The organism is Gemmatimonadaceae bacterium, from assembly GCA_020851035.1.
GTDB lineage: Bacteria > Gemmatimonadota > Gemmatimonadetes > Gemmatimonadales > Gemmatimonadaceae > JACMLX01.
The window spans coordinates 190,842-215,159 of sequence record JADZDM010000001.1 but is presented as its reverse complement, the minus strand read 5'-3'; the positions used below and the strand labels follow the sequence as shown (position 1 = coordinate 215,159).

Genomic DNA, 24,318 nt, shown 5'->3' with positions numbered 1-24,318 from the left:
TGCAACCGCAAGAGCAACAGCGTCAACGCAAAGTCCGTCTGCAACCGCAAGAGCAACAGCGTCAACGCAAAGTCCGTCTGCAACCGCAAGAGCAACAGCGTCAACGCAAAGACGCAAAGACGCAAAGACGCAAAGACGCAAAGGTGGTCGGCGCGCAGGGCAGTCGTCGGCCCTCACGACGGCGCAAGTCATTGAGGGGAACTGCGGTTGCGGTTGCGGTTCACACAGCATTTGCGACGCGTCTGTGTGCGCCGACGCCGGCATGACGGTAGAGCTCTGTGCCCCCTGCGCCCCCTGCGCCCCCTGCGCCCCATGCGCCCCTTGTGCCCCCTTTGCGTCTTTGCGTCTTTGCGTCTTTGCGTTCAGCCGTTGACGATGCCCGAACGCCGCAGACGCCGCGAAGGACGCCGAGGACGCTGAGGACGGCGCGCTTGAGCCGGCGCCCGGCGGGGGCCTAGATTCTGGCCTGTGCCGACGTGGTGGAACTGGTAGACACGCCAGACTTAGGATCTGGTACCGCGAGGTGTCCGGGTTCGAGTCCCGGCGTTGGCATGTCTGGATGACACAGTATCCGGCGTTTGGCTGACTTGCCGGTGCCGGTGTTCATGCCTTACGATCCCTGCAGCGGGAGCGGTCGTTCCTGCCCCTGCTGCGGGATTCGCCCGAGTCCCGGGTCCACCTTCCATCGGTCCGTACCTATGTCCGCGATCGCCATCCTGATCTGCCTGTTCCTGATCGTGCTTGCCGCGCTGCTGGCCGACCATTACGGCCGTCTCACCAAGATGGGCTGGGCACCGGAGGTCGAGGAATGGAAGCGCGGCCGTTCGCAGCTCGATCCGCTGGGCTCCGCCCTCGGCGAGCTCGGCCGTGCCGACGGCCCGTACAAACTGATCGCTGCGCTGCTCATCGGGATCGAGAAGGGCCTGGCGATGGTGTTCAACCCGATCGGCGCGGCCCTCGGCCTCGCCGCCGGTCCGAAGGGCACCTGACGCCAGTGTCCGGCAGGGGCTCGCCCCTGACCCGGGATGAGGTAGTTTGAGAGGACGGGGGCTGAATGTCGGCGACGGCATTCGGCCCCGTCTCGTCTCGCACACGGAACTTCATGCCCTCGGCCGCGTTGAGCTCGAAGTCCACGCCCGTTGCAGCTCCCGACCTCCCTCCAGACCGCTGTCACGCGATGAGTGATCGTGATGCGCAGGTGTGCCAGCGCGTCGTGCGCGAGCACGCCCGCACTTTCCACCTCGCGAGCATCTTCCTGCCACGCCACAAGCGGCGTGCGGCCTTCGCCCTCTACGCCTTCTGCCGCGTGGCGGACGACATCGTGGACCGCGCTGACGACGCCCGCATGGCCGGCTGTGACGCCGACCCGGGGGTCGCGGCGGCGCTCGCCGCCCATGAACGGAAGCTCCAGCACGCCCTCGATGGCCGTCCCTCCGACCCGGTGTTCCGCGAGCTGGATGCCGTCATGCGCCAGTTCGGCGTGCCGGCGGCCGTGCTCCGCGAGCTGCTGGATGGCGTCGCGATGGACCTCCGCCCGGTGCACTACGAGACCTGGAGCGACCTCTCCCGGTACTGCGAAGGGGTAGCGAGCTCGGTCGGCGAGATGTGCACCTACGTCTTCGGGGTGCAGGGCGGAGACGACGTGCGCCGCGCGGCACTCCGGTATGCCCGCACGCTCGGGCTCGCCATGCAGCTCACGAACATCCTCCGCGACGTCGGCGAGGATGCCCGGCGCGGCCGTTGCTACCTGCCGACCCAGGACCTGGCGGCGTTCGGCCTGACCCCCGACGAGGTGCTGGCCGGCACCATCGAGGCCGGCGACGAACGCTGGGTCCAGTTCATGAAGCAGCAGGTCTCCCGCGCGCGCCGCCTCTACCGCGATGCCGTGCCCGGCATCCGCCTGCTGTCCCCCGACGCACAGCGCTGCGCCTGGGCCTGCGCCATCGGGTATCGCCGCATCCTCGGCGCCATCGAGCGCATCGGCTACGACTCGCTGCGCACGCGTGCCCACCTGCCGACCGCGGCACGGATGGGTGTGCTCTGGGAAGTGTGGCGGATGCGCCCCGAACTTCGCACCGGTCGGCATGAGGCCACCCGGTCACACCGCGACTGGGAGACGCCCGATCCGTCGCCGGCCGACGAGATGGTCGGCCTCGCCTGACTGGCACCGCCGCGATGCCGGATGCGTTCTGCGGCATCATCCGGATTGACGACGCCTCCAATGCGTGACATGCTGCATTCATCCCCTTTTGCATCGACCCGAGGACCCGCACGGTGACCGCTGCCTCCGAACTGCCTCAGGACGACACCACGCCGATGATGCGCATTGCGTTCGCGTGTCTCGTGGCGCATTGCGCCCTGACGATCTTTTCGGGGATCGCCTTCGCGACGTTCCTCTCCCCGCCGTTCCCCGAGTGGCTGCAGACGCCGACGAACCAGCGCATCATGGCGTTCGGCTACAAGTGGGGCGGACAGACGACGGTCGTGCTCGGCGCCCTCGCCGGCCTGTTGCACGCCATGGGACGCCTCGGACGGCGGACCGGCGTGCTGATCTTCATCGTCAGCTTCACCATCTCGCTCGGCTCCGAACTGCTGGGCACGAGCACCGGCCTGCCGTTCGGCCCGTACAGCTACACCACGCAGCTCGGCTACAAGATCCTCGACCTCGTGCCGTTCAACATCCCGACGTCGTGGTTCTTCATGTTGTACTGCTCGCTGGCGATCTGCGGGCGGATCCTGCCCTCGAAGGACGACAGCACCAGCCGCTGGTGGTGGGCGCTGGTCGCGGGCTTCGTGCTGACGGCGTGGGACGTGTCGATGGATCCGGCGATGGTGGCGAGCGTGCACTGGCTGTGGCACCTGCCGTCGCTCGAGGGCATGCCCCTCTGGCAGAACATCCTGATCGGCGGGCACTTCTACGGCATGCCGCTCACGAACTGGCTTGGCTGGCTGCTGACGGGGATCATCGTGTCACGCGTGATGCTGGCCATCGTGCCGCCGTCGCGCTGGGCGCGTGACGTGTCGCCGACCAGCTTCCCGCTCGCGCTGTACGCCGTGAATGCGGTGCTGCCGCTGGGAATCTGCCTCGGGCGCGGGCTCTGGCTGGCGTTCGTGCTCGGGACGGTCGCGATGGCCATCCCGCTGGTGCTGGCACTGCGTAAGGGCCCGAAGCCGGCTGGGAGCACGCAGCGATCGACGGGGTCCCTCGGCGACATCGCCGTCGCCGGTCGCTGAGGCCTGACGGCGCGCCGGTGCTCGACTGGCTGCGCGCGCCGGCGCTGTACGACGCGATCCTCGCGTTGCTGGTCGTGGAAGGCGCCGTGCTCGCGCGCCGGACGCGCGCCACCGGTCGTGGCATGCCCCTGCCGCAGCTCGCGGCGTTCCTCGGCGCCGGTGCGGGCTTCACGCTGGCCTGCCGTTCCCTCGCGGCGGGCTGGCCCTCCTGGACGCTCGCGCCCGCGCTGAGCGCCGCGTTCATCTGTCACCTGTTGCACCTGCGCGCCGGCGACTGAGCCTGGCGCCCATCACCTGAGAGTCGCATGCGCATCGTTGTCATCGGGAGCGGGTTCGGTGGCCTGTCGGCCGCCATCCGCCTGCAGGCCCAGGGCCACCAGGTCACGATCGTCGAGAAGCTCGACAAGCCGGGCGGTCGCGCGTACGTCTTCGAGCGCGACGGCTTCACCTTCGACGCCGGTCCCACGATCATCACCGCCCCGTGGATGATCGACGACATCTTCGCCGCCGCCGGCGCGAAGACCGCCGACTACGTGCAGATCGTCCCGATCGACCCGTACTACAACGTGCGCTTCGACGACGGGAGCTGCTTCCGCTACGGCGGGAACATGGACACGGTGCTGGCCGAGGTCGCCCGCTTCAACCCCGACGACGTGGAGGGCTACAAGCGCTTCTTCGCCGAGGCGGAGAAGATCTTCGTCGAGGGGATGTCGCTGGTCGACCAGCCCTTCACGACCGTCGGCAGCATGCTCAAGGTCGCCCCGCGGCTTGCCACGCTCCGCGCCCAGCGCTCGGTCACGACCTTCGTCAACAAGTACATCAAGGACCCGCGCCTGCAGCAGGTGTTCAGCTTCCACCCGCTGCTGATCGGCGGCAACCCGTTCGACGCGAGCTGCCTCTACACCCTCGTCCACGCCCTCGAGCAGAAGTGGGGCGTGCATTTCGCGATGGGCGGCACGGGGGCGCTGGTGCGCGGCATGGTGCAGTGCTTCACCGACATCGGCGGCACGATCCAGTTCAACGCCGAGGTGGCCGAGGTGATGGTGGACCCCGCCACGCGCCGCACCACCGGCGTGGCGCTGGCGCAGGGTGAGCGGATCGCGGCCGATGCGGTGGTGGTGAACGGCGACGTGGCGATGAGCTACATGAAGCTGATCAAGCCGGAGTTCCGGCCGGTGAACACCGACAAGCGATTCAAGCGCAAGCGCTACTCGATGTCGCTGTTCGTGAGCTACTTCGGCACCCGCGGCACACGCGACATGTGGCCCGCAACGGCGCACCACGAGATCCTGATGGGCCCGCGGTACAAGGGGCTTCTCACCGACATCTTCGACAACAAGATCCTGGCGAAGGACTTCTCGCTGTACCTGCACCGCCCCACCGTCACCGACCCGTCCCTCGCACCGCCGGGCGACGACGCGTGGTACGTGCTGTCGGTGGTGCCGCACCTCGGCGGCAACGTGGACTGGGCGAAGACGCACCAGGAGTACAGCGAGCGCATCATCGATCACCTCGACAAGCGACACCTGCCGGGGCTGAAGGAGCGCATCGTGACGGAACGACACATCGATCCGCGCTACTTCCAGAACTCGCTCAACAGCTATCTCGGCACGGCATTCAGCGTGGAGCCGACGCTGATGCAGTCGGCGTGGATGCGGCCGCACAACGTGAGCGAGGACATCCCGAACCTCTACTTCGCCGGTGCGGGCACCCACCCGGGTGCGGGCCTGCCTGGCGTGATGGGATCGGGGAAGATCGTCGCCGACATGATTGGCGTCGCCGCCGGGGCACGGCTCCGCGGCACGCGCTCGAAGTCGGCGCGTGAGGCGGTGGAGGAACTGACCGCCGTCTGACGCCGCTGTCGTGCGCGAGCGGCTCGGGCGCGCCGACCAGCGTCACGCCGGTGGCGGGTTTGGCGGCACCCTACAGCAACACGCCAAGGAGCAGCGTGAACAGCAGGCCGGCCACGCCCACGATCGTCTCCGCGACGGTCCAGGTGCGCAGTGTCTGCGGCACGGTCATGTTGAAGAACTCCTTGATCAGCCAGAAGCCGGAGTCGTTCACGTGCGAGAGCACGAGCGACCCGGCGCCGGTCGCGAGCACCAGCAGCTCGGGCGAGGTGCCCGGCGTCAGGAGCGCGATCGGGGCGACGATCCCGGCCGCCGTCGTCATCGCGACCGTCGCCGAGCCCGTGGCGACGCGGATCAGTGCCGCCACCACCCAGGCGAGGAGGACCGGTGAGGCCTGCGTGCGCACCGCCACGTCCGCGATCGCGCGCCCCACACCGCTCTCGATCAGCACGCGGTTAAACCCGCCGCCAGCGCCGATCACCAGCAGGATCGTGGCGGTGGGCGCGAGACAGTCGTTCGTGAACTTCAGCAGGTCGTCCCGCGAGAACTGCCGGGCGTACCCCAGCGACCAGAACGCGAAGAGCAGCGCCACGAGCAGCGAGACGATGGGGCTGCCGGTGAAGGCCATGGCATGCCGGAGCGGACTGTCCGGCGGCAGCGTGACCTCGGCGGTGCTCGCGCCGAGCATCAGCAACACCGGCAACAACACGGTGAAGACCGTGATGCCGAAGCCGGGCAACGCCCGCGTGTCATCGGTGCGGAACTGCTCGGCGAGCGGGTTGACCGGCGGCAGCGCGATGCGCGGCGCGACCCACGTCGCGAACACCGGGCCGGCGAGGGCCGCCGTGGGCAGGCCGACCAGGATCGCGTAGAGGATCGTCAGGCCGACATCCGCCTTGTACGCCACCACGGCGAGCATCGCCGCCGGGTGCGGTGGCACCATGCCGTGCACCACCGACAGGCCTGCCACCAGCGGGATCCCCACCTTGATCAGGGAGGTGCCGGTCTGGCGCGCGATGGTGAAGACCAGCGGGATCAGCAGCACGAACCCGACCTGGAAGAACACCGGGATGCCGACGATGAATGCCACGAACATGATGGCCCAGTGCACACGCCGCTCGCCGAACAGGCCGAGCAGCGTGGCTGCGATCCGCGCCGCCCCACCGCTCTCGGCCATCAGCTTGCCGAGCATCGTGCCAAGCCCCACCACCACGGCGATGAAGCCGAGTGAGGTGCCGACGCCGTCCTGGAACGCCTTCACCACGGCGGCGGCCGGCATGCCCGCGGCGAGGCCCATGCCGAGCGACACGGCGATCAGCACCACGAACGGATGCACCTTGAACCGGGCGATCAGCACCACCAGTGCGATCACGGCCAGCAGCGCGTACACCAGCAGCATGGTGTTCACGGCCGTGCCTCCGGCGCCGAGGCGCCAAGTCGCGACAGGATCGCGCGCGTGAGCTCCTCGCGAGAGCGGCTCGCGTCCAGGTGCCACGCCCGTTCGTCGGCGGCCGGTGGCTCGAGCGTGGCGAACTGGCTCTCGAGCAGCGACACCGGCATGAAGTGGCCCCGTCGCGCCGCGAGCCGGTCGCGCAGCACGTCGATGCCGGCGTGCAGGAACACGAACTGCACACCGTCGTCACCGCCGCGCAGCACGTCACGGTAGATGCGCCGCAGCGCGGAGCACGACATGACGATGCCGCGACCGTCCAGCCGCGCTGTGCGCAGCTCCCCGGCAAGTGCCTGCAGCCACCCCTCCCGGTCGGCGTCGGTGAGCGGGATGCCCGCCGCCATGCGCGCCACGTTCGCGGGGGGATGAAAGTCATCGCCCTCCACGAAACGCACGCCAAGCGCCGCCGCGACCGCGCTGCCGATGGCGGTCTTGCCGGCGGCGGCGGTGCCCATCAGCACCAGCGCCGGTCGGTCCGGCGCACCACGACCCGTCATGCCGTCACCACCCGCCGTCACGCCGCCGGTGCCGCGAGACGGCGCTTCCACACCATGTACGCCGGCGCACCGGCCAGCACCACCGCGATCCCGATGAGCGCTTCCTTCGGCTGCGACCAGACGGTGTTCCCGACGATCACCACCGCCGCCAGCACGAAGAGCAGCGGCGTGACGGGATAGCCCGGCACGCGGAACGGCCGCACGGCATCCGGTCGCTTGATGCGCAGCGCGATCACCGCGGCCGCGCCCATCGCGTAGAAGATCCAGCCGATGAACACCACGTAGGTGAGCAGCTGCTCGAACGTGCCGGTGAGCGCCAGCACCAGCGCCCACGTGCAGCTCGTGATGATCGCGATCGCCGGCGTGCCGAAGGTGGGGTGCACCTCGGTGAGCCGCCGGAAGAACAGGCCGTCACGCGCCATCGCGAAGTACACGCGCGGCACCGTGATCACGGTGGCATGCGCCGCACTGTACATCGACACGATGATCGCACCGGCGATCAGCCAGCCGGCAGCCGGTCCCATCACTGTCGCCACCGCCTCGCCCGCCACGCGCTCCGACGCCGCCACACGCGCCGGCCCGAGCGCCGCCAGGTAGGCGAAGTTCGCGACCAGGTAGATGGCGATCAGCAGCAGCGTGCCGAACGTGATGGCCCGCGGCAGCGACCGCTGCGGGTCCTTCGCCTCGGCCGAGACGAAGGTCACGTACTGCCAGCCTTCGTAGGCCCAGAGCACCGAGATGATCGAGAGCCCGACGCCCGGCACCGAGGCCTTCGTCACCGTGTGCGCCACCGCCGGCAGCATGTCACCCTTCCCGAGCGCGAACAGCACCGCGCTCATGCCGAGGATCGCCAGCACCTTGATGCCGGTGGCGACGTTCTGCACCGTCGCGCTCTCCCGCGTGCCGCGCACGTTGATCACCATCATCACCAGGATCAGCGTGCAGGCCACCACGCTCTTCTGGATGCCGGTCATCGGGAAGAACTGCGTCATGTAGTTCGCTGCCGCCACGGCGAGCGTGGCGATGGTGCCGGCACCGATCACGAAGAACAGCGTCCAGCCGTACAGGAACGCGGGGAACGGGCCGAAGCCGTCGCGGATGAAGGCGTAGAGGCCACCGCCGCTGCCGGTGGATTCCATGGCCCCCAGTTCGCCGTAGCTCAGCGCGCCGAGCAGCGACAGCACGCCACCCACCAGCCAGACGGCGGTGGCGATCGGCACCGACTCGCCGCTCTGCGCGAGCACCGACGACGGCACGAGGAAGATGCCGGACCCGATCACGTTCCCGACGACCAGCATGGTCAGGTCGCGGGTGCCGAGCGTGCGCGCGAGAGTGTCGGCCATGCGGCGGTCTGGAGGGCGGGCAAGCGGAGGCGGCAGGTGCCCGGAACGTATCGCCGCGCACCGCCGCGTGCGCCGTCGTTGCGGCCGGGGGTCGCGGGAGGCATTACTTCCGGTCATCGCGCCGGTGGCACGGCGACGCCCCCCGCCGCACTTACCCGCCCCGTCCCGACCGTCATGTTCTCCCGCTTCACGCAGGCCATCGTCCGTCCGCCGGCGCGCAACTTCGCCGACGGCCTGACCACCGTGGATCTCGGCGTCCCGGACGTGGACCTCGCGCTCGCACAGCACGCCGCCTACTGCGCGGCGCTGGTGCGGCACGGGTGTGCGCTGGTCACGCTGCCGCCCGACGCACGCTTTCCCGACTCCACCTTCGTCGAGGACACCGCGCTGATCCTGCCCGGCCGCGGCGCGCTGCTCACGCGGCCCGGGGCGACCAGCCGCGCCGGCGAGGTCGAGGCGATCGGGGACGTGCTGCGCGGGGTGTTCCCTGCCCTCGCGCAGGTCACGGCACCGGGCACGCTCGATGCCGGTGACGTGTGCGAGGCGGGCCACCACGTGTTCATCGGCATCTCGCACCGCACGAACCACGAGGGGGCCGCACAGCTCGCGGTGTGGCTGGCACAGTTCGGGATCACGGCATCGACCGTGGACATCCGCGGCGTCGACGGCATCCTGCACCTCAAGAGTGGCATCGCCGCCCTCGATCCCGGGGTGCTGGTGCTGATCGACGCGCTGGCCGGCGACCCCGCGTTCGCCGGCTGCGACGTGGTGCGGGTGCCCGCCGGCGAGGAGTACGGTGCCAACTGCGTGCGCGTGAACGACGTGGTGTTCGTGTCGCAGGGGCAGCCGCAGCTCGACGCCCTGCTGCGGGCCCGCGGCTACGCGCTCGAGGTGCTGGACATGAGAGAGTTCCGCAAGATGGACGGTGGCCTGAGCTGCCTCTCGCTGCGGTTCTGAGGCGCGGCACCCGGCGTGCTGGCTCGGGAGTTCCGTGCGGCTGCCCATGCTCCGTCGAACAGCGAAACGCGAAGGCGCAAAGCGGCCTTCGGCCGCCGCAAAGGAGCGGCGACGCCGTGCGCTGTGCTCCGGCATCGGCGCCGCGCAACGAACGGTGTCTTTGGTAACAGCGGTTCGCTGTTGCAGTTCCTTCAGCCTGCGTTGCAACGCGCTACGCCATCGGGTGCCCTTCGCGCAGGGCTCTGCCGCGTCTTTGCGGCGGCCGAAGGCCGCTTTGCGTCTTTGCGTTAGGCAGTTCCTACGGACGTCCCGGCGCGAGCGGAAGGATGAGAAGGCCGCTTTGCGCCTTTGCGTCACGCAGTTCCTACGGACGTCCCGGCGCGAGCGGAAGGATGATGTGCGACGGGTACAGGGCGCTGTGGTGGATGGTGTTGTCCGCCGTCACCGTGCGCCGGTTGCGGCCCAGCGGCTCGCCGGTGTTCGGGTTGGCATCGAAGCGCGGGAAGTTGCTGCTCGAGATGTCGATGCGGATCCGGTGCCCCTTGCGGAAGACGTTCGCGGTCGGGAACGGCTCGATCGTGAACGGGTAGACGCGGCCCGGCACCAGCAGCACCGCGTGGTCGCGCGTGGCGCGGTAGCGGCCACGCACGATCGCATCGGTGAGGTTCCGGTCGAACCCGCCGGGCCAGTCGGTGCTCGGCGGATGGACATCGACCAGCTTCGCCGTGAAGTCGGTGTCCCGACGGTTCGATGCGGCGTGCAGCACGACCGTGACCGGCCCGATCACGGTCACGTCCTCGGCCAGGGGCTCGGTCTGGAACACGACCACGTCGCGCCGCGAGGCGAGCGGCAGGTAGGGCGCAGCGGATGGCGGGAAGCGTGGTCCCTCGCGCTGGTCGAAGGCACCGTCCTTCAGCCGCGCCGAGGCCCCGCCGCCGATGGTCGGCACCGGGTGCGCGGGGTCGTAGGTGTAGGTCGTGGACGACACGCGCTCCACCGGCCGGCGCGGGGTGAGAGAGCCGTCGGCGTGGAAGTAGTACGGCACCAGGCGCGTGCCCGGCAGCGGCCAGGACGCCGCGTCGCGCCAGTAGCCGCCCGCGAACAGGCGTCCGTCCGCGTCCTTGTGCCCGTCGCCGGTGCCCATCACGAAGAGTCGCACCGGGGCATCGCGCTCCACGCCGGTCGGCGCGCCCTTCAGGAAATGGTCGAACCAGCGCAGGTGGAATGCGCCGTAGAAGTCGGTGATCGCCGCCTCGGCTCCGAACGACACGTCGCCCGCATGGGGCTTCGTGTTGCCGCTGTGGGTCCACGGCCCCACCACGATGCGCTGCGGCGTGCGCTTGATCGCACCCAGGCCCAGGAAGTTGCGGAAGGTGCCGGCGAGGAAGATGTCGTACCAGCCGCCGATGTGGAGCATCGGGATGTCCGACGTCTGCCCGTAGTGCTCCTCCCAGTTCACCATCGGGTCCTTCCAGAACGCGTCGTAGTCCGCGTGCTCGAAGAAGTCGAGGTACCAGGCCTCGTACTCCGGCGCACCCGACAGCGGATTCAGTCCGCGCCGCATCGGCTGCACCGCGTACCAGTCTTCCACCTTCTCCCGCGTCAGCAGCGTGCGCACGGCCTCATTCGGGGCATCGGCCAGCAGCTGGCTCCAGGCCCAGGTGAGCTGGCGCCCCATCTCGTACGTGCCGCGGTAGCGCACGCCGTGGTCCCACGCGTTCGACATGCCGCCCATGTTGAGCACCAGTGTCGCCAGCGACGGTGGATGCAGCTGTGCGGCACCCGCCTGCGCATGCGCGGCGAACGACTGTCCCCACATGCCCACCTTGCCGTTCGACCACGGCTGCCGTGCCAGCCACTCGATGGTGTCGTAGCCATCGGTGGCATCGGCGGGCTGCACCTTCAGGAACGTCCCCTCGCTGGCATAGCGGCCGCGCAGGTCCTGCACGGCCACCACATACCCGTGACGCGCGAAGGTCTCGGCCTGTGCGGCGAGGCTGCCCTTGTCGTAGGGCGTGCGGTTCAGCAGCACCGGGAATCGCCCGTCGACGGCCACGCCGTTCCGCGCCGGCCGCCAGATGTCCGTCGCCATCCGCTTGCCGTCGCGCATCGTGACCATCACGTCGTGTCCGTCCTTGACGACTTCGTACTGGGCTTGCAGCGGCCCGGCCGCCATCACGAGCGCGGCCGCGACGGTCGCTGCGATGCGGAGATCTTGAACAGCTCTAACGCAAAGGCGCAAAGAACAGCGCAAGGACGCAAAGGAGCTCTGCGCGGATGGCAACGCTCGTTCGCACGCGTGGCGTGGATTTCTTGGGGAACGGCGGTGGGGTGAGATGCTTCGCCGCGCGGTACGAAGCCACCACCGCACCGCAGTTCCCATCAATTCCTTCACGCCCTCGTGCGAGCGAACGACGCCGCCCGCACCTGCCGCCGCGCAGTTCTTGCTGTTCCCCCTTTGCGCCTTTGCGTCAAAGCTGTTCAACGACGTGACGCCCGCGAACGGAACACCGCCTCGCGCACAGTCCGTCCCGTTGCTGTCTTGCGCCCTTGCGTCGAAGCTATTCAACGTTGCCATGAGCATCGTCAGGTTGGAGGAACCGTAGAAGCCAGGTGCCCGACGACGGGAATGACCGTCGTGAGCAGGCCGGCGCCGAGCAGCACGAGGGCCGCCAGCAGCGCCCACTTGATGGTGAAGCGCTGGTGCGCGTCGAAGTCCACACCCGCCAGGCCCACCAGCAGGTAGGTGGACGGCACCAGTGGACTGAGCAGGTGCACAGGCTGGCCGATCAGCGAGGCGCGGCCCATCTCGGCCGCGCTGATGCCGTACGCCTGGCCCGCCTTGGCGAGGATCGGCAGGATGCCGAAGTAGAAGGCGTCGTTCGAGATGAAGAAGGTGAACGGGATGCTGAGCACGCCCGTCACCGTCGCCAGGTAGGGGCCGAGCGACTGCGGCACCATCGCGACCACGCTGGTCGCCATCGCGTCGACCATCTTCGTGCCGCTGAGGATGCCGGTGAAGATGCCGGCGGCGAAGATCAGCGAGGCCACCGCCATCACGTTGGCGGCGTGCGTCGCCAGCAGGTGCTTCTGCTCCGCGACGCTGGGGTAGTTGATGGTGATGGCAATCGCGAATCCGAGCATGAACAGGACCGGCAGCGGCATCACGCCGAGCACCAGGGCGACCATCAGCACGGCGGTGAGGGCGGCGTTCACGGGCAGCAGCGCCGGCCGGCGCGTGAGGGCGGGGGTGATGTTGTCGTCCAGCGCCGTCTCGTCGTCGAAGCGCACCACGCCGGCGTCGGCGATGCGCGCCGACTCCGCCACGCCCATGCGCCACGCGGCGTAGAGCACGAAGCACGCCGCCGCCAGCATCGCGGGGATCATCGGTACGAACAGCGCGCGGGCGTCCACCGACAGGGCACTCGCCGCCCGCGCGGTGGGGCCGCCCCACGGCAGGATGTTCATCACGCCGCCGGCGAGCATCGTCACGCAGGCCAGCACCAGTGGGCGGATGCCGAGCCTGCGGTAGACAGGCAGCATCGCCGCGGTGGTGATCATGTAGGTCGTCGAGCCGTCGCCGTCCAGCGAGACCACCAGCGCCAGCACCGCCGTGCCCACCACCACCCGCACCGGGTCACCGCCCACCACGCGCAGCAGCCCGTTCACCACCGGCTCGAACAGGCCGGCGTCGATCATGATCGCGAAGTAGAGGATCGCGAAGGTGAGCATGATCCCCGTCGGCGCCAGCTTCACCACGCCGGCGAGCATCATGGCCCCCAGGTCCTGCCGGAAGCCGCCCAGCAGGGCGAAGGCGACCGGCACCAGGATCAGTGCCGTGAGCGGTGCCATCCGTCGCGACATGATCAGCACCATGAAGGTGATGACCATGCCGAACGCGAGGAGCGTGAGCATCAGCCCCGCGGCGTCTCGATCTCGTCGGGGGTGACGGGGCGGAAGGCCACGTCGAAGGTGAGCCAGAACACCTTCGCGAACGGCAGCAGCAGCGCTGGCGCCAGCGCGATGCCGAGCGGCATGGCCCAGGTGAGGGTGTCCCACGGCACATCCGGCCACGACGAGATGATCGTGGTGGCGAACACGAGCGCGAAGAGCCCCTCGGCCACGGCGAGGTTGGTGAGCATCGCCCCGGAGAAGTACGAGTCGGTGCTGCGGGTGAAGCGGAAGCCGCAGTGGCGGCACCGGTCGTTCACGGTGGCGTAGCCGCGGAGCACCGGCCCCTCGCCGCAGTGCGGGCAGCGGAGTCGTATGGCCCGGCCCATCAGGCGGAAGAGCTGCCCCCAGGCCGGGACGTCGAGCGCCGACTCGGTGGTGCGTGTGCCACGGGCATCCAGCTTCACCGGGTCCGGCCGCGGCCGGGCGCCGGGCTGCCGATCCGCGTCGTGGAGTTCCTCGGGTTGCGTCATGCCGCAATCTAGGCCTGTCGCGTGGCGCTCACAGCCGATCCCGTGCTGGCATCGTCAACAGTGTTCACGCGGAAGGCACGGAAGCACGGAAAGAGCGTCGCGCCGCTCGGGCTCCTGCGCCCGGGGGGAGATCGTCAACAGGGTTCACGCGGAAACGCGGAAAACGCGGAAAATCCCTGCCCGGATCGCCGAGCCGTGCGACGCTTGGCCGTCAGTCGTTTGTAGGAACTGCGTGCGCGGGCGCGCAGTTCCCAAGAAATTCCAGCTTTCACGGTCACCGACGCCGGGGAGTCGGGCCTAGCTTTTCCGCGTTTTCCGCGTTTTCCGCGTTTTCCGCGTGAACCCTGTTGACGATGGTCCGCGAGCAGTACGGGCCCGCCCGGCGCACCGGACGTTCCGTGCTTCCGCGCCCTCCGCGTGAACACTGTTGACGACGCCGGCACAGGGCAGGCGCCATCCCCCCGGGAAGGCCCGCCGTTTGGACGGGCTGGTGCCCCTCCGCCCGGGCCCTGCCCCCCGTTAGCTTGCGGGAATCCGCCGCCGTGTCCGACCGGCGGCGCTTTTCGTTCTTCCCCGAATCGACCCGACGATGTCGTTTGAAATTGCCGTCAAGAAGGCCGAGGGCGTCGAGCGCCTGCTCGGCGTGACCGTCTCTCCCGAGACCGTCAAGGCCGCCGAGGACAAGGCCGTGAAGCGCTATGCCTCCGCGGCCCGCATGCCGGGCTTCCGGCCGGGCAAGGCCCCCATCCACCTGATCCGGAAGGCGTATGCCGAGCAGATCCGGTCGGAGGCCCTCGAGAGCCTGGTCCAGGAGGCGTGGCAGCAGGCGCTCGAGCAGGAGAAGCTCGAGCCCATCGCCCAGCCGCACGTCCACGACCTGAAGTTCGAGGACGGCCAGCCGGTGACCTTCGACATCCACCTCGAGGTCCGCCCCGCCATCGTCATCGAGACCACCTCGGGCTTCACCGTGGCCCGGCCGTCGGACGTGGTGACGGACGAGATGGTGCAGGAGCAGCTCGAGACGCTCCGGGAGCAGCGGGCGGCCCTGGCTCCGGTGGAGGACAAGCCGCAGCCCGGCGACCAGGTCAAGGTGAAGATCGCGTCCCAGGAAGATGGGGGCGAGATGCCGGAGCAGCGCGAGTATCCGCTCGAGCTCGGCAAGGGCCAGGCGATCCCGGGCATCGAGGAGCTCATCATGGAGGCCACGCCGGGTGAGACGGTCGAGCGCCCTGTGCGCTGGCCGGATGACTTCCCGGACGAGGCCCAGCGTGGCAAGTCCAAGCTGACGCGCGTGACCCTGCTGGAAGTGAAGCGGAAGGCGCTGCCGGCGCTGGACGACGCCTTCGCTGGCGAACTCGGCGATTTCGACTCGGTGGCGGCGCTCACCGAGGCCGTGCGCAAGGACATGGGCGAGCACGTGAAGCGCGAGGCGGACTCGTCCGTGCGAGAGCAGCTCCTGGACCAGGTCATCGCCGCCAACCCGTTCGAGATCCCGAATGCCTGGGTCCAGCAGGTGATGGGCGCCTACATGCAGATGTACCAGGTGCCCGAGGGGATGCAGGAGCGCTTCGCCGGGGAGTTCCGCCCCATGGCCGAGCGGCAGGTGCGCCGCGACGTCGTGATCGACACGATCGCGGAGAAGGAGGGCCTGGTGGCCTCGACCTCGGACGTGGACGACAAGGTCGCGGAACTGGCCGCGGCGCGAGGTGTCGAGACTGGTCAGCTGTACGTCGAGCTCGAGAAGGCCGGCCGCATCAAGGAGCTGGAGCGGACGGTCACCGACGACAAGGTGTTCGGCTGGCTGATTGCCCGGAACACGGTCAATCAGGTAGCGTAAGGCCGAAGGCGCTCTCACGCGCAGAGCCGAAGGCGTTTTCACAGCGCAGAGCCGAAGGCGTTCTCACCGGTCCCCGCCGGTGCCATAACCTCAGCAGGAAGCCCGAACCATGGCCAGCATTTACGCACCCTACGTGATCGAACGGTCCAGCCGCGGCGAGCGGTCGTACGACGTCTTCTCGCGCCTGCTGATGGACCGGATCATCTTCCTCGGCACGCCGATCAACGACGACGTGGCGAACGTCATCATCGCGCAGCTGCTGTTCCTGCAGGCGGACAACGCCGACCGGGACATCTCGCTGTACATCAACTCGCCGGGCGGCAGCATCTCGGCCGGCCTCGCGATCTACGACACGATGAACTTCATGTCGGCGCCGGTGAACACGATCTGCATGGGCATGGCGGCCAGCATGGGGGCGTTCATGCTCAGCGCGGGCCGGAAGGGGAAGCGCTCCGCCCTGCCGCACAGCCGGATCATGATCCACCAGCCGAGCCAGAACGGCGGCGGGGGAACGGCCTCGGACATCGAGATCCAGGCCCGCGAGATCCTGTACCTGAAGGGCAAGATGAACGAGCTGATGGCCAAGCACACCGGCAAGCCGGTGGAAGTGATCGAGCGCGACACCGATCGCGACCGCTTCATGAGCGCCCAGGAAGCCCTGGACTACGGCATCATCGACAACATCGTGACCAGCCGCAGCGAGCTGGCCACCGAGAGCAAGCCGGCGGTCGTCTCGGCCGGCTGAGACACCGCGGCACCGGCAGCCTCCCGGAAACGGGTGTGCCGCCGAGACTGGGGACGGGGCCGCGCCGGGTGGTGCGGCCCCGTTCCAACGCCGGGCACCGGGTCGCCGTGCATTGCGATCCCCTGCCCCCACTGTAGCTTCGAAGCGAGGTCGAGCCCCCACGAGGGGGGCTCGCCGTATTTCCTGCCGGGTCCGCAATGTCGCACGACAAGCATCTGCGCTGCTCGTTCTGCGGAAAGTCCAAGGACGCAGTCCGGAAGTTCATCTCCGGCCCGTCCGTGTACATCTGCAACGAGTGCATCGCGCTCTGCAATGAGATCCTGGCCGAGGACGAGGAGCGCGAGGTCGCGGAAGCGATCACGCAGGTCCCGACCCCGCAGGAGATCAAGGACATCCTCGACCAGTACGTCATCGGGCAGGAGCGCGCCAAGAAGGCGCTCTCCGTGGCCGTGTACAACCACTACAAGCGCATCAACCTCGGCGCCTCGCGCGACGAGGACGTCGAGCTCGAGAAGTCGAACATCCTGATGATCGGCCCGACCGGCGTGGGCAAGACCCTGCTCGCCCAGACGCTGGCCAAGATCCTCGACGTGCCGTTCACGATCGCCGACGCCACCACGCTGACCGAGGCCGGCTACGTCGGCGAGGATGTCGAGAACATCCTCGTGCGGCTGCTGCAGGCCGGCGACTTCAACGTGCAGGAGTGCGAGCGCGGCATCGTCTACATCGACGAGATCGACAAGATCGCCCGCAAGAGCGAGAACCCGAGCATCACGCGTGACGTGAGCGGCGAGGGGGTGCAGCAGGCGCTGCTCAAGATCCTCGAGGGCACCGTCGCCAGTGTCCCGCCGCAGGGTGGCCGCAAGCACCCGCAGCAGGAGTACATCCAGATCAACACGAAGGACATCCTGTTCATCTGCGGTGGTGCCTTCGACGGCCTGGAGAAGATCATCGAGGCACGCGTCGGCAAGCAGCGGATCGGGTTCGGCGGGGCCGACAAGGCCCTGCTGGAGCGCACCGCCAAGGAGCCGTTCGCGGACGTCGAGCCGGACGACCTGCTGCGCTTCGGCATCATCCCCGAGCTGGTGGGCCGCCTGCCGGTGGCCGTGCCGCTCGAGTCGCTGGACGAGGATGCCCTGGTGCAGATCCTCCGCGAGCCGAAGAACGCGCTGGTGAAGCAGTACCAGAAGCTGTTCGCCCTCGAGGAAGTGAAGCTCGACTTCGAGGACAACGCCCTCCGTGCCGTGGCCGGCAAGGCGCTCAAGCGCGGCACCGGCGCCCGCGGCCTGCGCGCCATCCTCGAGGAGATCCTGACCGACGTCATGTTCGACCTGCCGAGTCGCGAGGACGTGACCGAAGTCCGCGTGATCGAGAGCTGCGTGACCAGCCGGGCACAACCGCTGCTCGAGATCTCACCCGCCCGCCGCAAGAAGGAAGCGTAGCCCTGAGCCCGGTCTTCCGGCGCGAGGGGGAGCGGATCGAGACGCCGGAGCGGTTGCCCGTGGTGCCGCTGCGCGACGTCGTCATCTTCCCCCACGTCGTCATGCCCCTGCTGGTCGGCCGCGCCGCCAGCCTCGCCGCCCTCGACACGGCTGCCGCCGACGACTCGCTGGTGCTCCTCGTCGCGCAGAAGCATGCCGACACCGAGGAGCCCGGCAGCACCGACCTGTATCGCGTCGGGGTCCTCGCGCGCATCCTGCAGATCTCGCGGCTCCAGAACGGCACCACCCGCGTGCTGGTGGAATCGCTCGCCCGGGCCCGCGTCACGCGCTACGCCATGTCGGGCTCGCACCTGCGTGCCAACGTGCAGCCCTTCCCGCTCGATGCCGCGCCGATGAGCGAGGACGAGGAGCGCCAGGCCCGCCGCGCCGTCGCCACCTTCGAGGAGTACGTCGCGCTGCATCGGCGCCTGCCCGACGAGGTGGTGCGCCTGGTGGGCGGCGCCGAGTCGCACGAGCAGCAGGCCTGCCTCATGGCCGCGCACCTGAGCGTCAAGCTCGATGTGCGTCAAAGACTGCTCGATGCCCCCACGCTCGGCATGCTCTACGACGCGCTCGCGATGACACTCGCAGGCGAGGTGGAGCTGTTGCGCCTGGAGCGGAAGATCGAGGACGACGTGCGCGGCGCGCTGTTCCAGAACCAGCGCGAGTTCTACCTGCAGGAGCAGCTCCGCGCCATCCACCGCGAACTCGGCAACGAGGACGGTGACGAGGTGCACGAGCTGGAGCAGCAGCTCGTCGCCGCACAGCTCCCCGAGGCCGTGCTCACACGCGCCCGGCGCGAGGTGCGCAAGCTCCGGAAGATGGCGCCGCTGAGCCCCGAAGCGACCGTGAGCCGCACCTTCCTCGACTGGGTGCTGGCGCTGCCGTGGCACACGCGCACCGAGGACACGCTCGACGTGGCGCGTGCACGCCAGGTGCTGGATGAGGACCACTACGGGCTCGAGGACGTGAAGGACCGCATCCTGGACTACATCGCGGTGCTGAAGCAGGTCGGCCGGCTCGACGGCCCGATCCTCTGCCTCGTCGGCCCGCCGGGCGTCGGCAAGACGTCGCTGGCGCGCTCGATCGCCGGTGCGCTGGGTCGCAAGTTCGTGCGCATGTCGCTCGGCGGCGTGCGCGACGAGGCGGAGATCCGCGGCCATCGTCGCACCTACATCGGCGCGATGCCGGGCCGGATCATCCAGGCCATGCGTCGCGCGGAAAGTGTGAACCCGGTGATCCTGCTGGACGAGGTGGACAAGCTCGGTGCCGACTGGCGCGGCGATCCCTCGGCGGCGTTGCTGGAGGTGCTGGATCCCGAGCAGAACACCGCCTTCAACGACCACTACCTCGAGCTCGATTACGACCTGAGCCAGGTGCTGTTCGTGACCACGGCGAACTCGTTGAGCGGCATTCCCGAGCCGCTGCGTGACCGCATGGAGATCATCCGGCTCACGGGGTACCTGGACCAGGAGAAGCTGGCGATCGCCCGGCAGTACCTCGTGCCGCGCACGCTCCTGGCGGTGGGCATCGACCCCGCCTCGGTGACGTGGGAGGACGACGCGCTGCGCACGATCTGCCGCGGCTGGACCCGCGAGGCCGGCGTGCGCGACCTGGAGCGGCGGCTGGCCCGGGTGGCGCGCAAGCTCGCGCGGCAGCGCGCCGAGGCGCCGGTGTCGCGCAAGGCGCCGTCCCCGCTGGTGGTGCGCACGGCGGAGCTCAAGGCGCTGCTCGGCGCGATGCAGTTCGATCCCGATGACACGTCGCTGGACGACAAGGTCGGCGTGGCGACGGGCCTGGCGTACACCACCGTGGGCGGCGAGACGCTGGAGATCGAGGTCAGCGTGGTGGACGGGCGCGGCCGCCTGCAGCTCACCGGCACGCTGGGCGACGTGATGAAGGAGTCGGCCAGTGCGGCCATGAGCTATGCGCGGCAGCGCGCGGTGCAGCTCGGCATCGCCCCGGACTTCTACAAGACGAAGGACATCCACGTCCACATTCCCGCCGGTGCGACGCCGAAGGACGGCCCCAGCGCCGGCATCGCGATCGCGACGGCGGTGGTGAGTGCGCTCACGGGCGTGCCGGTGCGCGGTGACGTGGCGATGACCGGCGAGATCACGCTGCGCGGCCGTGTGCTGCCGATCGGCGGCGTGAAGGAGAAGGCGGTGGGGGCACACCGTGCCGGTGTGAGCCACGTGCTGCTGCCGAAGGCCAACATGCGCGACCTGGACGACGTGCCGCAGGAGGTGCGTGACGCGATCACATTCCACGCGGTCGGCAGCATGGACGAGGTGCTCTCGCTGGGGCTGCGCACGCCGAGTGTGGCACCGACGGTGGTGGTCCCTGCCACGCCACTGCCGGGGCCGCTGCCCGTCCCGAAGGCCGCCGTCCCCGCCCGCCGCGAGCGCGGCGGGCGCCGTGCGCCGGTGCACCCCCACTGAGATTGCGTGACTGACCAAGAAGTGCCGGCCACCCCGCCCGCGACGCCGGCGACGGCGGCTGACCCGCTGGTGATCCGCTCGCTGACGTTCGCGGGGCCGATGGCGACGGTGGACGGCTGGCGTCCTGAGCCGCAGCTGCCGGAGATCGCGTTCGCGGGGCGGTCGAACGTGGGCAAGAGTTCGCTGCTCAACGCGCTGGTGAAGCGGAAGGCGTTTGCACGGGTGAGCAAGACGCCTGGACGGACGCGCGAGCTGAATTTCTTTCGCGTGAACGAGACGTTCATGCTGGTGGATCTGCCGGGGTACGGGTACGCGAAGATCAGCAAGGATCGGAAGGCGGCGTGGAAGCCGTTGATTTCGAGCTATTTGCACTCGTCGCCGTACTTGCGTGGCGTGGTGTTGCTGCTGGACGTGCGGCATGATCCGACGGCGGATGACCGGCTGATGCTCGAGGCGCTAGGGGAGATTGGGGTGCCAACGCTGATTGCGCTGACCAAGGTGGACAAGCTTGGGGTGCAGGCGCGGTCGAAGCGGATTCGCGAGCTATGCGCGGAGGCGGGGCTGGATGAGGATCAGGTGATTCCGTTCAGTGCGCATGACGGCATCGGGCGGGATGAGCTGGCGGGGACGTTGGTGGCGTTGTTGGAGGCGGGGGCGTGGCGGGAGGAGCCGGTGTATGTGCCGCGGGCGGAAGCTGCGCCGGATGGGGTGGTGCCGGTGGTGCTCGACGATGGCGAGTTGCTACCCGAAGAGGCGTAAAGCGGCCGTGTCTGGTCGCGCGGCGCGGTCCGGAGTGCGGTACTGGCGGCGCGGGTGGGGCCGGTTGCACGGAGCGACGCGCAGTCGAGGCGTTTGGCCAGGCGCGTTAGGCAGACCGTGCCATAGCGCGGTCCGAGGTCGGGCGACGCTCGGGCAATAAACACACACTGCTACTTGCGCGCCGACGGCGCGTGGCGGCAGGTTCAGGTAACGGTCCGGCCTAACACGCGCGGGTGCTGAGCGAGGTCGGGCCAATTAGCGAACAGCCTATTGGCACACTCGAGACACTTGCGCAGCTTGCCCTTCACGTCCGAACTCCTCAGGAGCGAGAGAATGAAAGAGCATCAGGAGATCCTGAGGTTACTGAACTTCGGAGCGGATGTCGCGGAGAACGACGCAGGGCTAGACGACTACTTCGTCGAGACCTCGGACTTCTCGACGGTCCTCGCTGGTACAGTCGATGTGATTCGAGGGCATAAGGGCCTTGGTAAGACTGCTATGTACCGCACGCTCCTTTCCGGAAGGTACACGCCGCCCAGAACGCTGATCGTATCCGCTTCGGAGGCCACCGCGTCCGACGTGTTTCGCGCTACCAAAGCCGCCGCTACCACAGAAGATCAATTTAGGCTCCTATGGACTGCCTATCTTGCGTCTGTCATAGCGAACGAGGTCTTGGCGAACGTTCAGGAGCATTCGGAGAACAAGGCTCAATTGCGCGAGATCGCCGACTTCCTCAAAGCAACCGGTCTCGCCAAGGAGCCTTCGAAGCAGGGCCTGATGGACAGCATTCGAAGAATGAGGTCGGTAGGGTTCGGACTTGGAATGACCCCTGACGGGCTCCCCACATTGAACTTTTCGCTCGACCTGAGCGAGAAGGTTGACAAGCTTCTCCTATCCGAAGAGCACGTTCTGAGGCTTGTGGATATCTGCATCGGCGTCTTGCGAGCTGGCCGAACGAAACTGTGGGTGTTGATCGACCGCCTGGATGAGCTCTTTCAGAAGAGCTCGGCGAACGAGATCCATAGTTTACGCGCATTGCTTCGTGCCCACCTCAACATCTGCGCGCTGAGGCAAGGGCAAACGGACATCAGATGTAAGATATTCATCCGTACCGACATCTATGATCGCGTAACGAAAGTCGCGGGCTTTACGAACGTGACTCATTTACGTGACTTGAACATTGTCTGGAATGCTCGAAGCATCGTGGCGCTTGTATCGCGAAGGATGACAGCGAGTTTGGCTGTACGGCAGAAGTTGAACCTGCTAAAGGTCGACACGAGCGACCCCAATCAGGTCTGGAATGCGCTTTCGCCTGCTACCATCCAAACGGAGCGCAGCCACGTTTGGATTGCCAAAGCGACGATGGACGGGACCGGCGCCTTCAATCCACGGAACTACATAACGCTGTTGTCGCTCGCGACGAGAAAGAACATTGAGCTGCAGAGGACGAATCCTAGCGGTGTGCCTACCGACACGATTCTCTCGGCTGACTCGATCGTTAGCTCCTTCGGCGAGCTATCCCGAAAGCGTCTCGATGATACGGTCTTGGCCGAGTTCCCGAGCGCACGTCCGTACCTCGACCGCCTGAGGGGTGGAACCGCCGCATTCGACTCGATTCCGCATCTCGCCGACGCCCTCGGGCTCGCACCATCCGGCTCGTCTGAAGTGGAGGCAGCGATCGAACTGCTTGTCGAAGCGGGCGTGTTGCGCCGCATTACGTTCAGCACGTTCTCCATTACCTATCTGTACCGTCCAGCACTTAAAGCGAGCACACGGGAGCGATCGAATCGAACGGCGATCGACGGGTGACTTCGATCTGACCCGTGCTCGGCGGCGCGGGTGGGTAAGACCGCGGCGTCAGCGCAGCACGCTGTCTAACGAATCGTTGCCGCTGACGGAGCGGCCCAGCCTCCATTCACAATGCGCGCTCCACGTGGGCCGCTCCGCAGCTGAACTCTGGCGCTTGCCAGCAGTCTTTGCCATCGCCAGAGACAGACCGTCACCAGATATTCGATGCCGCGAAAAGTCCCTCCGGAGCCAATGATCGAGGTGCGAATCTTCGCCTCACGTTACGAGATTCAGCGAGCAATCGCCAAGCTTGAACGACGAATTGAGGAACTCGAGCAGCTCGACATACGGTCCGCGATACTCGGACACAGTGGAGCGGACGATGTCGTTATCAGCAACATTCGAGAGACGATCCGCGAAGTCTTTGGCCAGGCTTCTCCAGAGTTCGAAGAGCACAAGCATATTCGTCTCTGGGCTGGACCGATGTACATCAACATGAACGACTACGAAATCATTACGTCGACCGATCGTGGACGCACCTCAGTAAACGGCGTGCTCAATGGCTTGATCAATCGGCTTCGTGAGAAAGCTGAAGATATAGGCGATGGCCCGCCAACGCCGTCGAGCTACTTCTCGAAACTCAACCTGCATCCGCGAATATCAGATGTTGCGAGCGATCTCTTTGTGGACGGCTATCATTCGGAAGCCGTGTTCGCAGCATCGAAGGCCCTCATTAACTACGTGAAGGACCGGTCTGGAAGACATGACCTTGATGGCACTGGTCTTGTCAGAACTGTATTCTCAAAGAATGCACCAATCCTCTCATTCAACGCACTTGCGGATCAAACCGACGCTGATGAACAGGAGGGCATGATGCATCTCTTCGAAGGCGCCGTTATGGCAATTCGAAATCCGGGCGGCCACTCGTTTCCGGAAGGCTCTGAGCAGCGAGCACTGGAGTACATCTCTCTACTCAGCCTGTTGGCGTATCGAGTACAGGAATCGAAGCGAGTGGCAAAATCGTAGTGCTGGCGAGCGGTGTCGCGCTGCACAGCATGCGTTGTCTCAGGGAAACGCTCCGGCGCCGCCGCCTCATTCTGCTTGGACTCCTGCTTCTCGGCCGTACCACGTCCGCAGGCGCGCAGCGTGCCGTGACCACCCCGCACGACACCACGCCGATCTCGGTGGTACGTGAGTACGTGGCAGCGTTCAATGCCAAAGATCTGGACGCCATGATGAGGATCGTCGCGAGCGATGTGGTGTGGATGAGCGTGTCTGGCGACTCGCTGACCGACAAGGGGCGCGGCATCGACGCGTTTAGGCAAATGATCGCAGGATATTTTCGTGCGGTGCCGTCGAGTTTCGGTGACAGTGGACTCATTGAGCGAATACGATGATTCGGATTCACTCGGCTGTCACAAAGGCGATCGCGCACGGGAGTCGGGAATCAGGGTGCCTAGGCCGCACGACTGATCCGGCTCTTCCATCCACCGCCGCCCATTCTGTCCCGTC

General features: G+C 67.6%; 20 protein-coding genes and 1 tRNA gene. 15 read left to right on the top strand and 6 right to left on the bottom strand.

The window, feature by feature from the left end:
* Positions 1–470 precede the first annotated feature (470 nt).
* From IT355_00930 to IT355_00905, 6 genes are all read left to right on the top strand, one after another.
* Positions 471–552 (top strand) — tRNA-Leu (locus IT355_00930).
* Between the two features lie 146 nt (positions 553–698).
* Positions 699–989 (top strand): hypothetical protein, encoded by a 291-nt coding sequence (locus IT355_00925; protein ID MCC7051796.1) that lies wholly within the window; start codon positions 699–701, stop codon positions 987–989.
* Positions 990–1,177: 188 nt separating this feature from the next.
* On the top strand, positions 1,178–2,161 hold the full coding sequence (locus tag IT355_00920) for a phytoene/squalene synthase family protein (protein ID MCC7051795.1): 984 nt from the start codon (positions 1,178–1,180) through the stop codon (positions 2,159–2,161).
* A gap of 113 nt (positions 2,162–2,274) precedes the next feature.
* On the top strand, positions 2,275–3,234 hold the full coding sequence (locus IT355_00915) for a carotenoid biosynthesis protein (protein ID MCC7051794.1): 960 nt from the start codon (positions 2,275–2,277) through the stop codon (positions 3,232–3,234).
* A 17-nt stretch (positions 3,235–3,251) separates the two neighbouring features.
* The gene (locus IT355_00910; protein MCC7051793.1) at positions 3,252–3,512 is read left to right on the top strand and encodes a hypothetical protein; all 261 of its coding nucleotides are present in this window, start codon (positions 3,252–3,254) and stop codon (positions 3,510–3,512) included.
* A gap of 27 nt (positions 3,513–3,539) precedes the next feature.
* Positions 3,540–5,087, top strand: a complete 1,548-nt coding sequence (locus IT355_00905) for a phytoene desaturase (GenBank protein ID MCC7051792.1) — start codon at positions 3,540–3,542, stop codon at positions 5,085–5,087.
* A 70-nt stretch (positions 5,088–5,157) separates the two neighbouring features.
* Here IT355_00905 and IT355_00900 read toward each other — a convergent pair whose 3' ends face one another.
* From IT355_00900 to IT355_00890, 3 genes are read right to left on the bottom strand one after another with little or no spacing between them, the layout of a single operon-like run.
* Positions 5,158–6,492, bottom strand: coding sequence for a GntP family permease (locus IT355_00900; protein ID MCC7051791.1), 1,335 nt, complete (start codon positions 6,490–6,492; stop codon positions 5,158–5,160).
* Complete coding sequence (locus IT355_00895; GenBank protein ID MCC7051790.1) at positions 6,489–7,031, bottom strand: gluconokinase; 543 nt, start codon at positions 7,029–7,031, stop codon at positions 6,489–6,491. The genes IT355_00900 and IT355_00895 overlap by 4 nt, the downstream gene beginning before the upstream one ends.
* Before the next feature lie 17 nt (positions 7,032–7,048).
* Positions 7,049–8,374, bottom strand: coding sequence for an amino acid permease (locus IT355_00890; GenBank protein ID MCC7051789.1), 1,326 nt, complete (start codon positions 8,372–8,374; stop codon positions 7,049–7,051).
* Between the two features lie 174 nt (positions 8,375–8,548).
* Here IT355_00890 and IT355_00885 point away from each other — a divergent pair, with 174 nt between their 5' ends.
* Positions 8,549–9,331 carry a hypothetical protein gene (locus IT355_00885; GenBank protein ID MCC7051788.1) on the top strand — a complete coding sequence of 261 codons (783 nt, stop codon included), beginning with the start codon at positions 8,549–8,551 and terminating at the stop codon, positions 9,329–9,331.
* Between the two features lie 364 nt (positions 9,332–9,695).
* Here IT355_00885 and IT355_00880 read toward each other — a convergent pair whose 3' ends face one another.
* The 3 genes from IT355_00880 to IT355_00870 form a co-directional block, all read right to left on the bottom strand.
* Positions 9,696–11,507: a CocE/NonD family hydrolase gene (locus IT355_00880; protein MCC7051787.1), complete on the bottom strand. Its 1,812-nt coding sequence runs from the start codon at positions 11,505–11,507 to the stop codon at positions 9,696–9,698.
* Positions 11,508–11,917: 410 nt separating this feature from the next.
* Positions 11,918–13,246: a hypothetical protein gene (locus IT355_00875; GenBank protein ID MCC7051786.1), complete on the bottom strand. Its 1,329-nt coding sequence runs from the start codon at positions 13,244–13,246 to the stop codon at positions 11,918–11,920.
* Entirely contained in the window at positions 13,246–13,755 is a 510-nt protein-coding gene (locus IT355_00870) for a DUF983 domain-containing protein (GenBank protein MCC7051785.1), read from the bottom strand. Before IT355_00870 ends, IT355_00875 begins: the two co-directional genes overlap by 1 nt.
* Positions 13,756–14,344: 589 nt before the next feature.
* Between IT355_00870 and tig the strand changes: the two genes are divergently transcribed.
* The 8 genes from tig (at position 14,345) to IT355_00830 (ending at position 24,203) form a co-directional block, all read left to right on the top strand.
* Entirely contained in the window at positions 14,345–15,592 is a 1,248-nt protein-coding gene (tig, locus tag IT355_00865; GenBank protein ID MCC7051784.1) for a trigger factor, read from the top strand.
* 109 nt (positions 15,593–15,701) lie between these two features.
* Positions 15,702–16,337: an ATP-dependent Clp protease proteolytic subunit gene (locus tag IT355_00860; protein MCC7051783.1), complete on the top strand. Its 636-nt coding sequence runs from the start codon at positions 15,702–15,704 to the stop codon at positions 16,335–16,337.
* Positions 16,338–16,534: 197 nt separating this feature from the next.
* Entirely contained in the window at positions 16,535–17,779 is a 1,245-nt protein-coding gene (clpX, locus tag IT355_00855; GenBank protein MCC7051782.1) for an ATP-dependent Clp protease ATP-binding subunit ClpX, read from the top strand.
* A 59-nt stretch (positions 17,780–17,838) separates the two neighbouring features.
* Positions 17,839–20,259, top strand: coding sequence for an endopeptidase La (lon, locus tag IT355_00850; GenBank protein ID MCC7051781.1), 2,421 nt, complete (start codon positions 17,839–17,841; stop codon positions 20,257–20,259).
* A 6-nt stretch (positions 20,260–20,265) separates the two neighbouring features.
* A complete protein-coding gene (locus IT355_00845) occupies positions 20,266–21,018 on the top strand; it encodes a YihA family ribosome biogenesis GTP-binding protein (protein ID MCC7051780.1) in 753 nt (250 codons plus the stop codon).
* A 333-nt stretch (positions 21,019–21,351) separates the two neighbouring features.
* On the top strand, positions 21,352–22,827 hold the full coding sequence (locus tag IT355_00840; GenBank protein MCC7051779.1) for a hypothetical protein: 1,476 nt from the start codon (positions 21,352–21,354) through the stop codon (positions 22,825–22,827).
* A 231-nt stretch (positions 22,828–23,058) separates the two neighbouring features.
* Entirely contained in the window at positions 23,059–23,832 is a 774-nt protein-coding gene (locus IT355_00835; GenBank protein MCC7051778.1) for a TIGR02391 family protein, read from the top strand.
* Positions 23,833–23,957: 125 nt separating this feature from the next.
* On the top strand, positions 23,958–24,203 hold the full coding sequence (locus IT355_00830) for a nuclear transport factor 2 family protein (GenBank protein ID MCC7051777.1): 246 nt from the start codon (positions 23,958–23,960) through the stop codon (positions 24,201–24,203).
* Positions 24,204–24,318: the final 115 nt, after the last annotated feature.

Bases quoted from the DNA above. Each gene is read 5' to 3' on its own strand.
- IT355_00925 (MCC7051796.1), top strand. From the start codon at position 699: ATGTCCGCGATCGCCATCCTGATCTGCCTGTTCCTGATCGTGCTTGCC.
- tig (MCC7051784.1), top strand. From the start codon at position 14,345: ATGTCGTTTGAAATTGCCGTCAAGAAGGCCGAGGGCGTCGAGCGCCTG.
- IT355_00895 (MCC7051790.1), bottom strand. From the start codon at position 7,031: ATGACGGGTCGTGGTGCGCCGGACCGACCGGCGCTGGTGCTGATGGGC.
- IT355_00880 (MCC7051787.1), bottom strand. From the start codon at position 11,507: ATGGCGGCCGGGCCGCTGCAAGCCCAGTACGAAGTCGTCAAGGACGGA.
- IT355_00870 (MCC7051785.1), bottom strand. From the start codon at position 13,755: ATGACGCAACCCGAGGAACTCCACGACGCGGATCGGCAGCCCGGCGCC.
- IT355_00920 (MCC7051795.1), top strand. From the start codon at position 1,178: ATGAGTGATCGTGATGCGCAGGTGTGCCAGCGCGTCGTGCGCGAGCAC.
- IT355_00860 (MCC7051783.1), top strand. From the start codon at position 15,702: ATGGCCAGCATTTACGCACCCTACGTGATCGAACGGTCCAGCCGCGGC.
- IT355_00875 (MCC7051786.1), bottom strand. From the start codon at position 13,246: ATGCTCACGCTCCTCGCGTTCGGCATGGTCATCACCTTCATGGTGCTG.
- IT355_00835 (MCC7051778.1), top strand. From the start codon at position 23,059: ATGATCGAGGTGCGAATCTTCGCCTCACGTTACGAGATTCAGCGAGCA.
- IT355_00885 (MCC7051788.1), top strand. From the start codon at position 8,549: ATGTTCTCCCGCTTCACGCAGGCCATCGTCCGTCCGCCGGCGCGCAAC.
- IT355_00840 (MCC7051779.1), top strand. From the start codon at position 21,352: ATGAAAGAGCATCAGGAGATCCTGAGGTTACTGAACTTCGGAGCGGAT.
- IT355_00905 (MCC7051792.1), top strand. From the start codon at position 3,540: ATGCGCATCGTTGTCATCGGGAGCGGGTTCGGTGGCCTGTCGGCCGCC.
- clpX (MCC7051782.1), top strand. From the start codon at position 16,535: ATGTCGCACGACAAGCATCTGCGCTGCTCGTTCTGCGGAAAGTCCAAG.
- IT355_00890 (MCC7051789.1), bottom strand. From the start codon at position 8,374: ATGGCCGACACTCTCGCGCGCACGCTCGGCACCCGCGACCTGACCATG.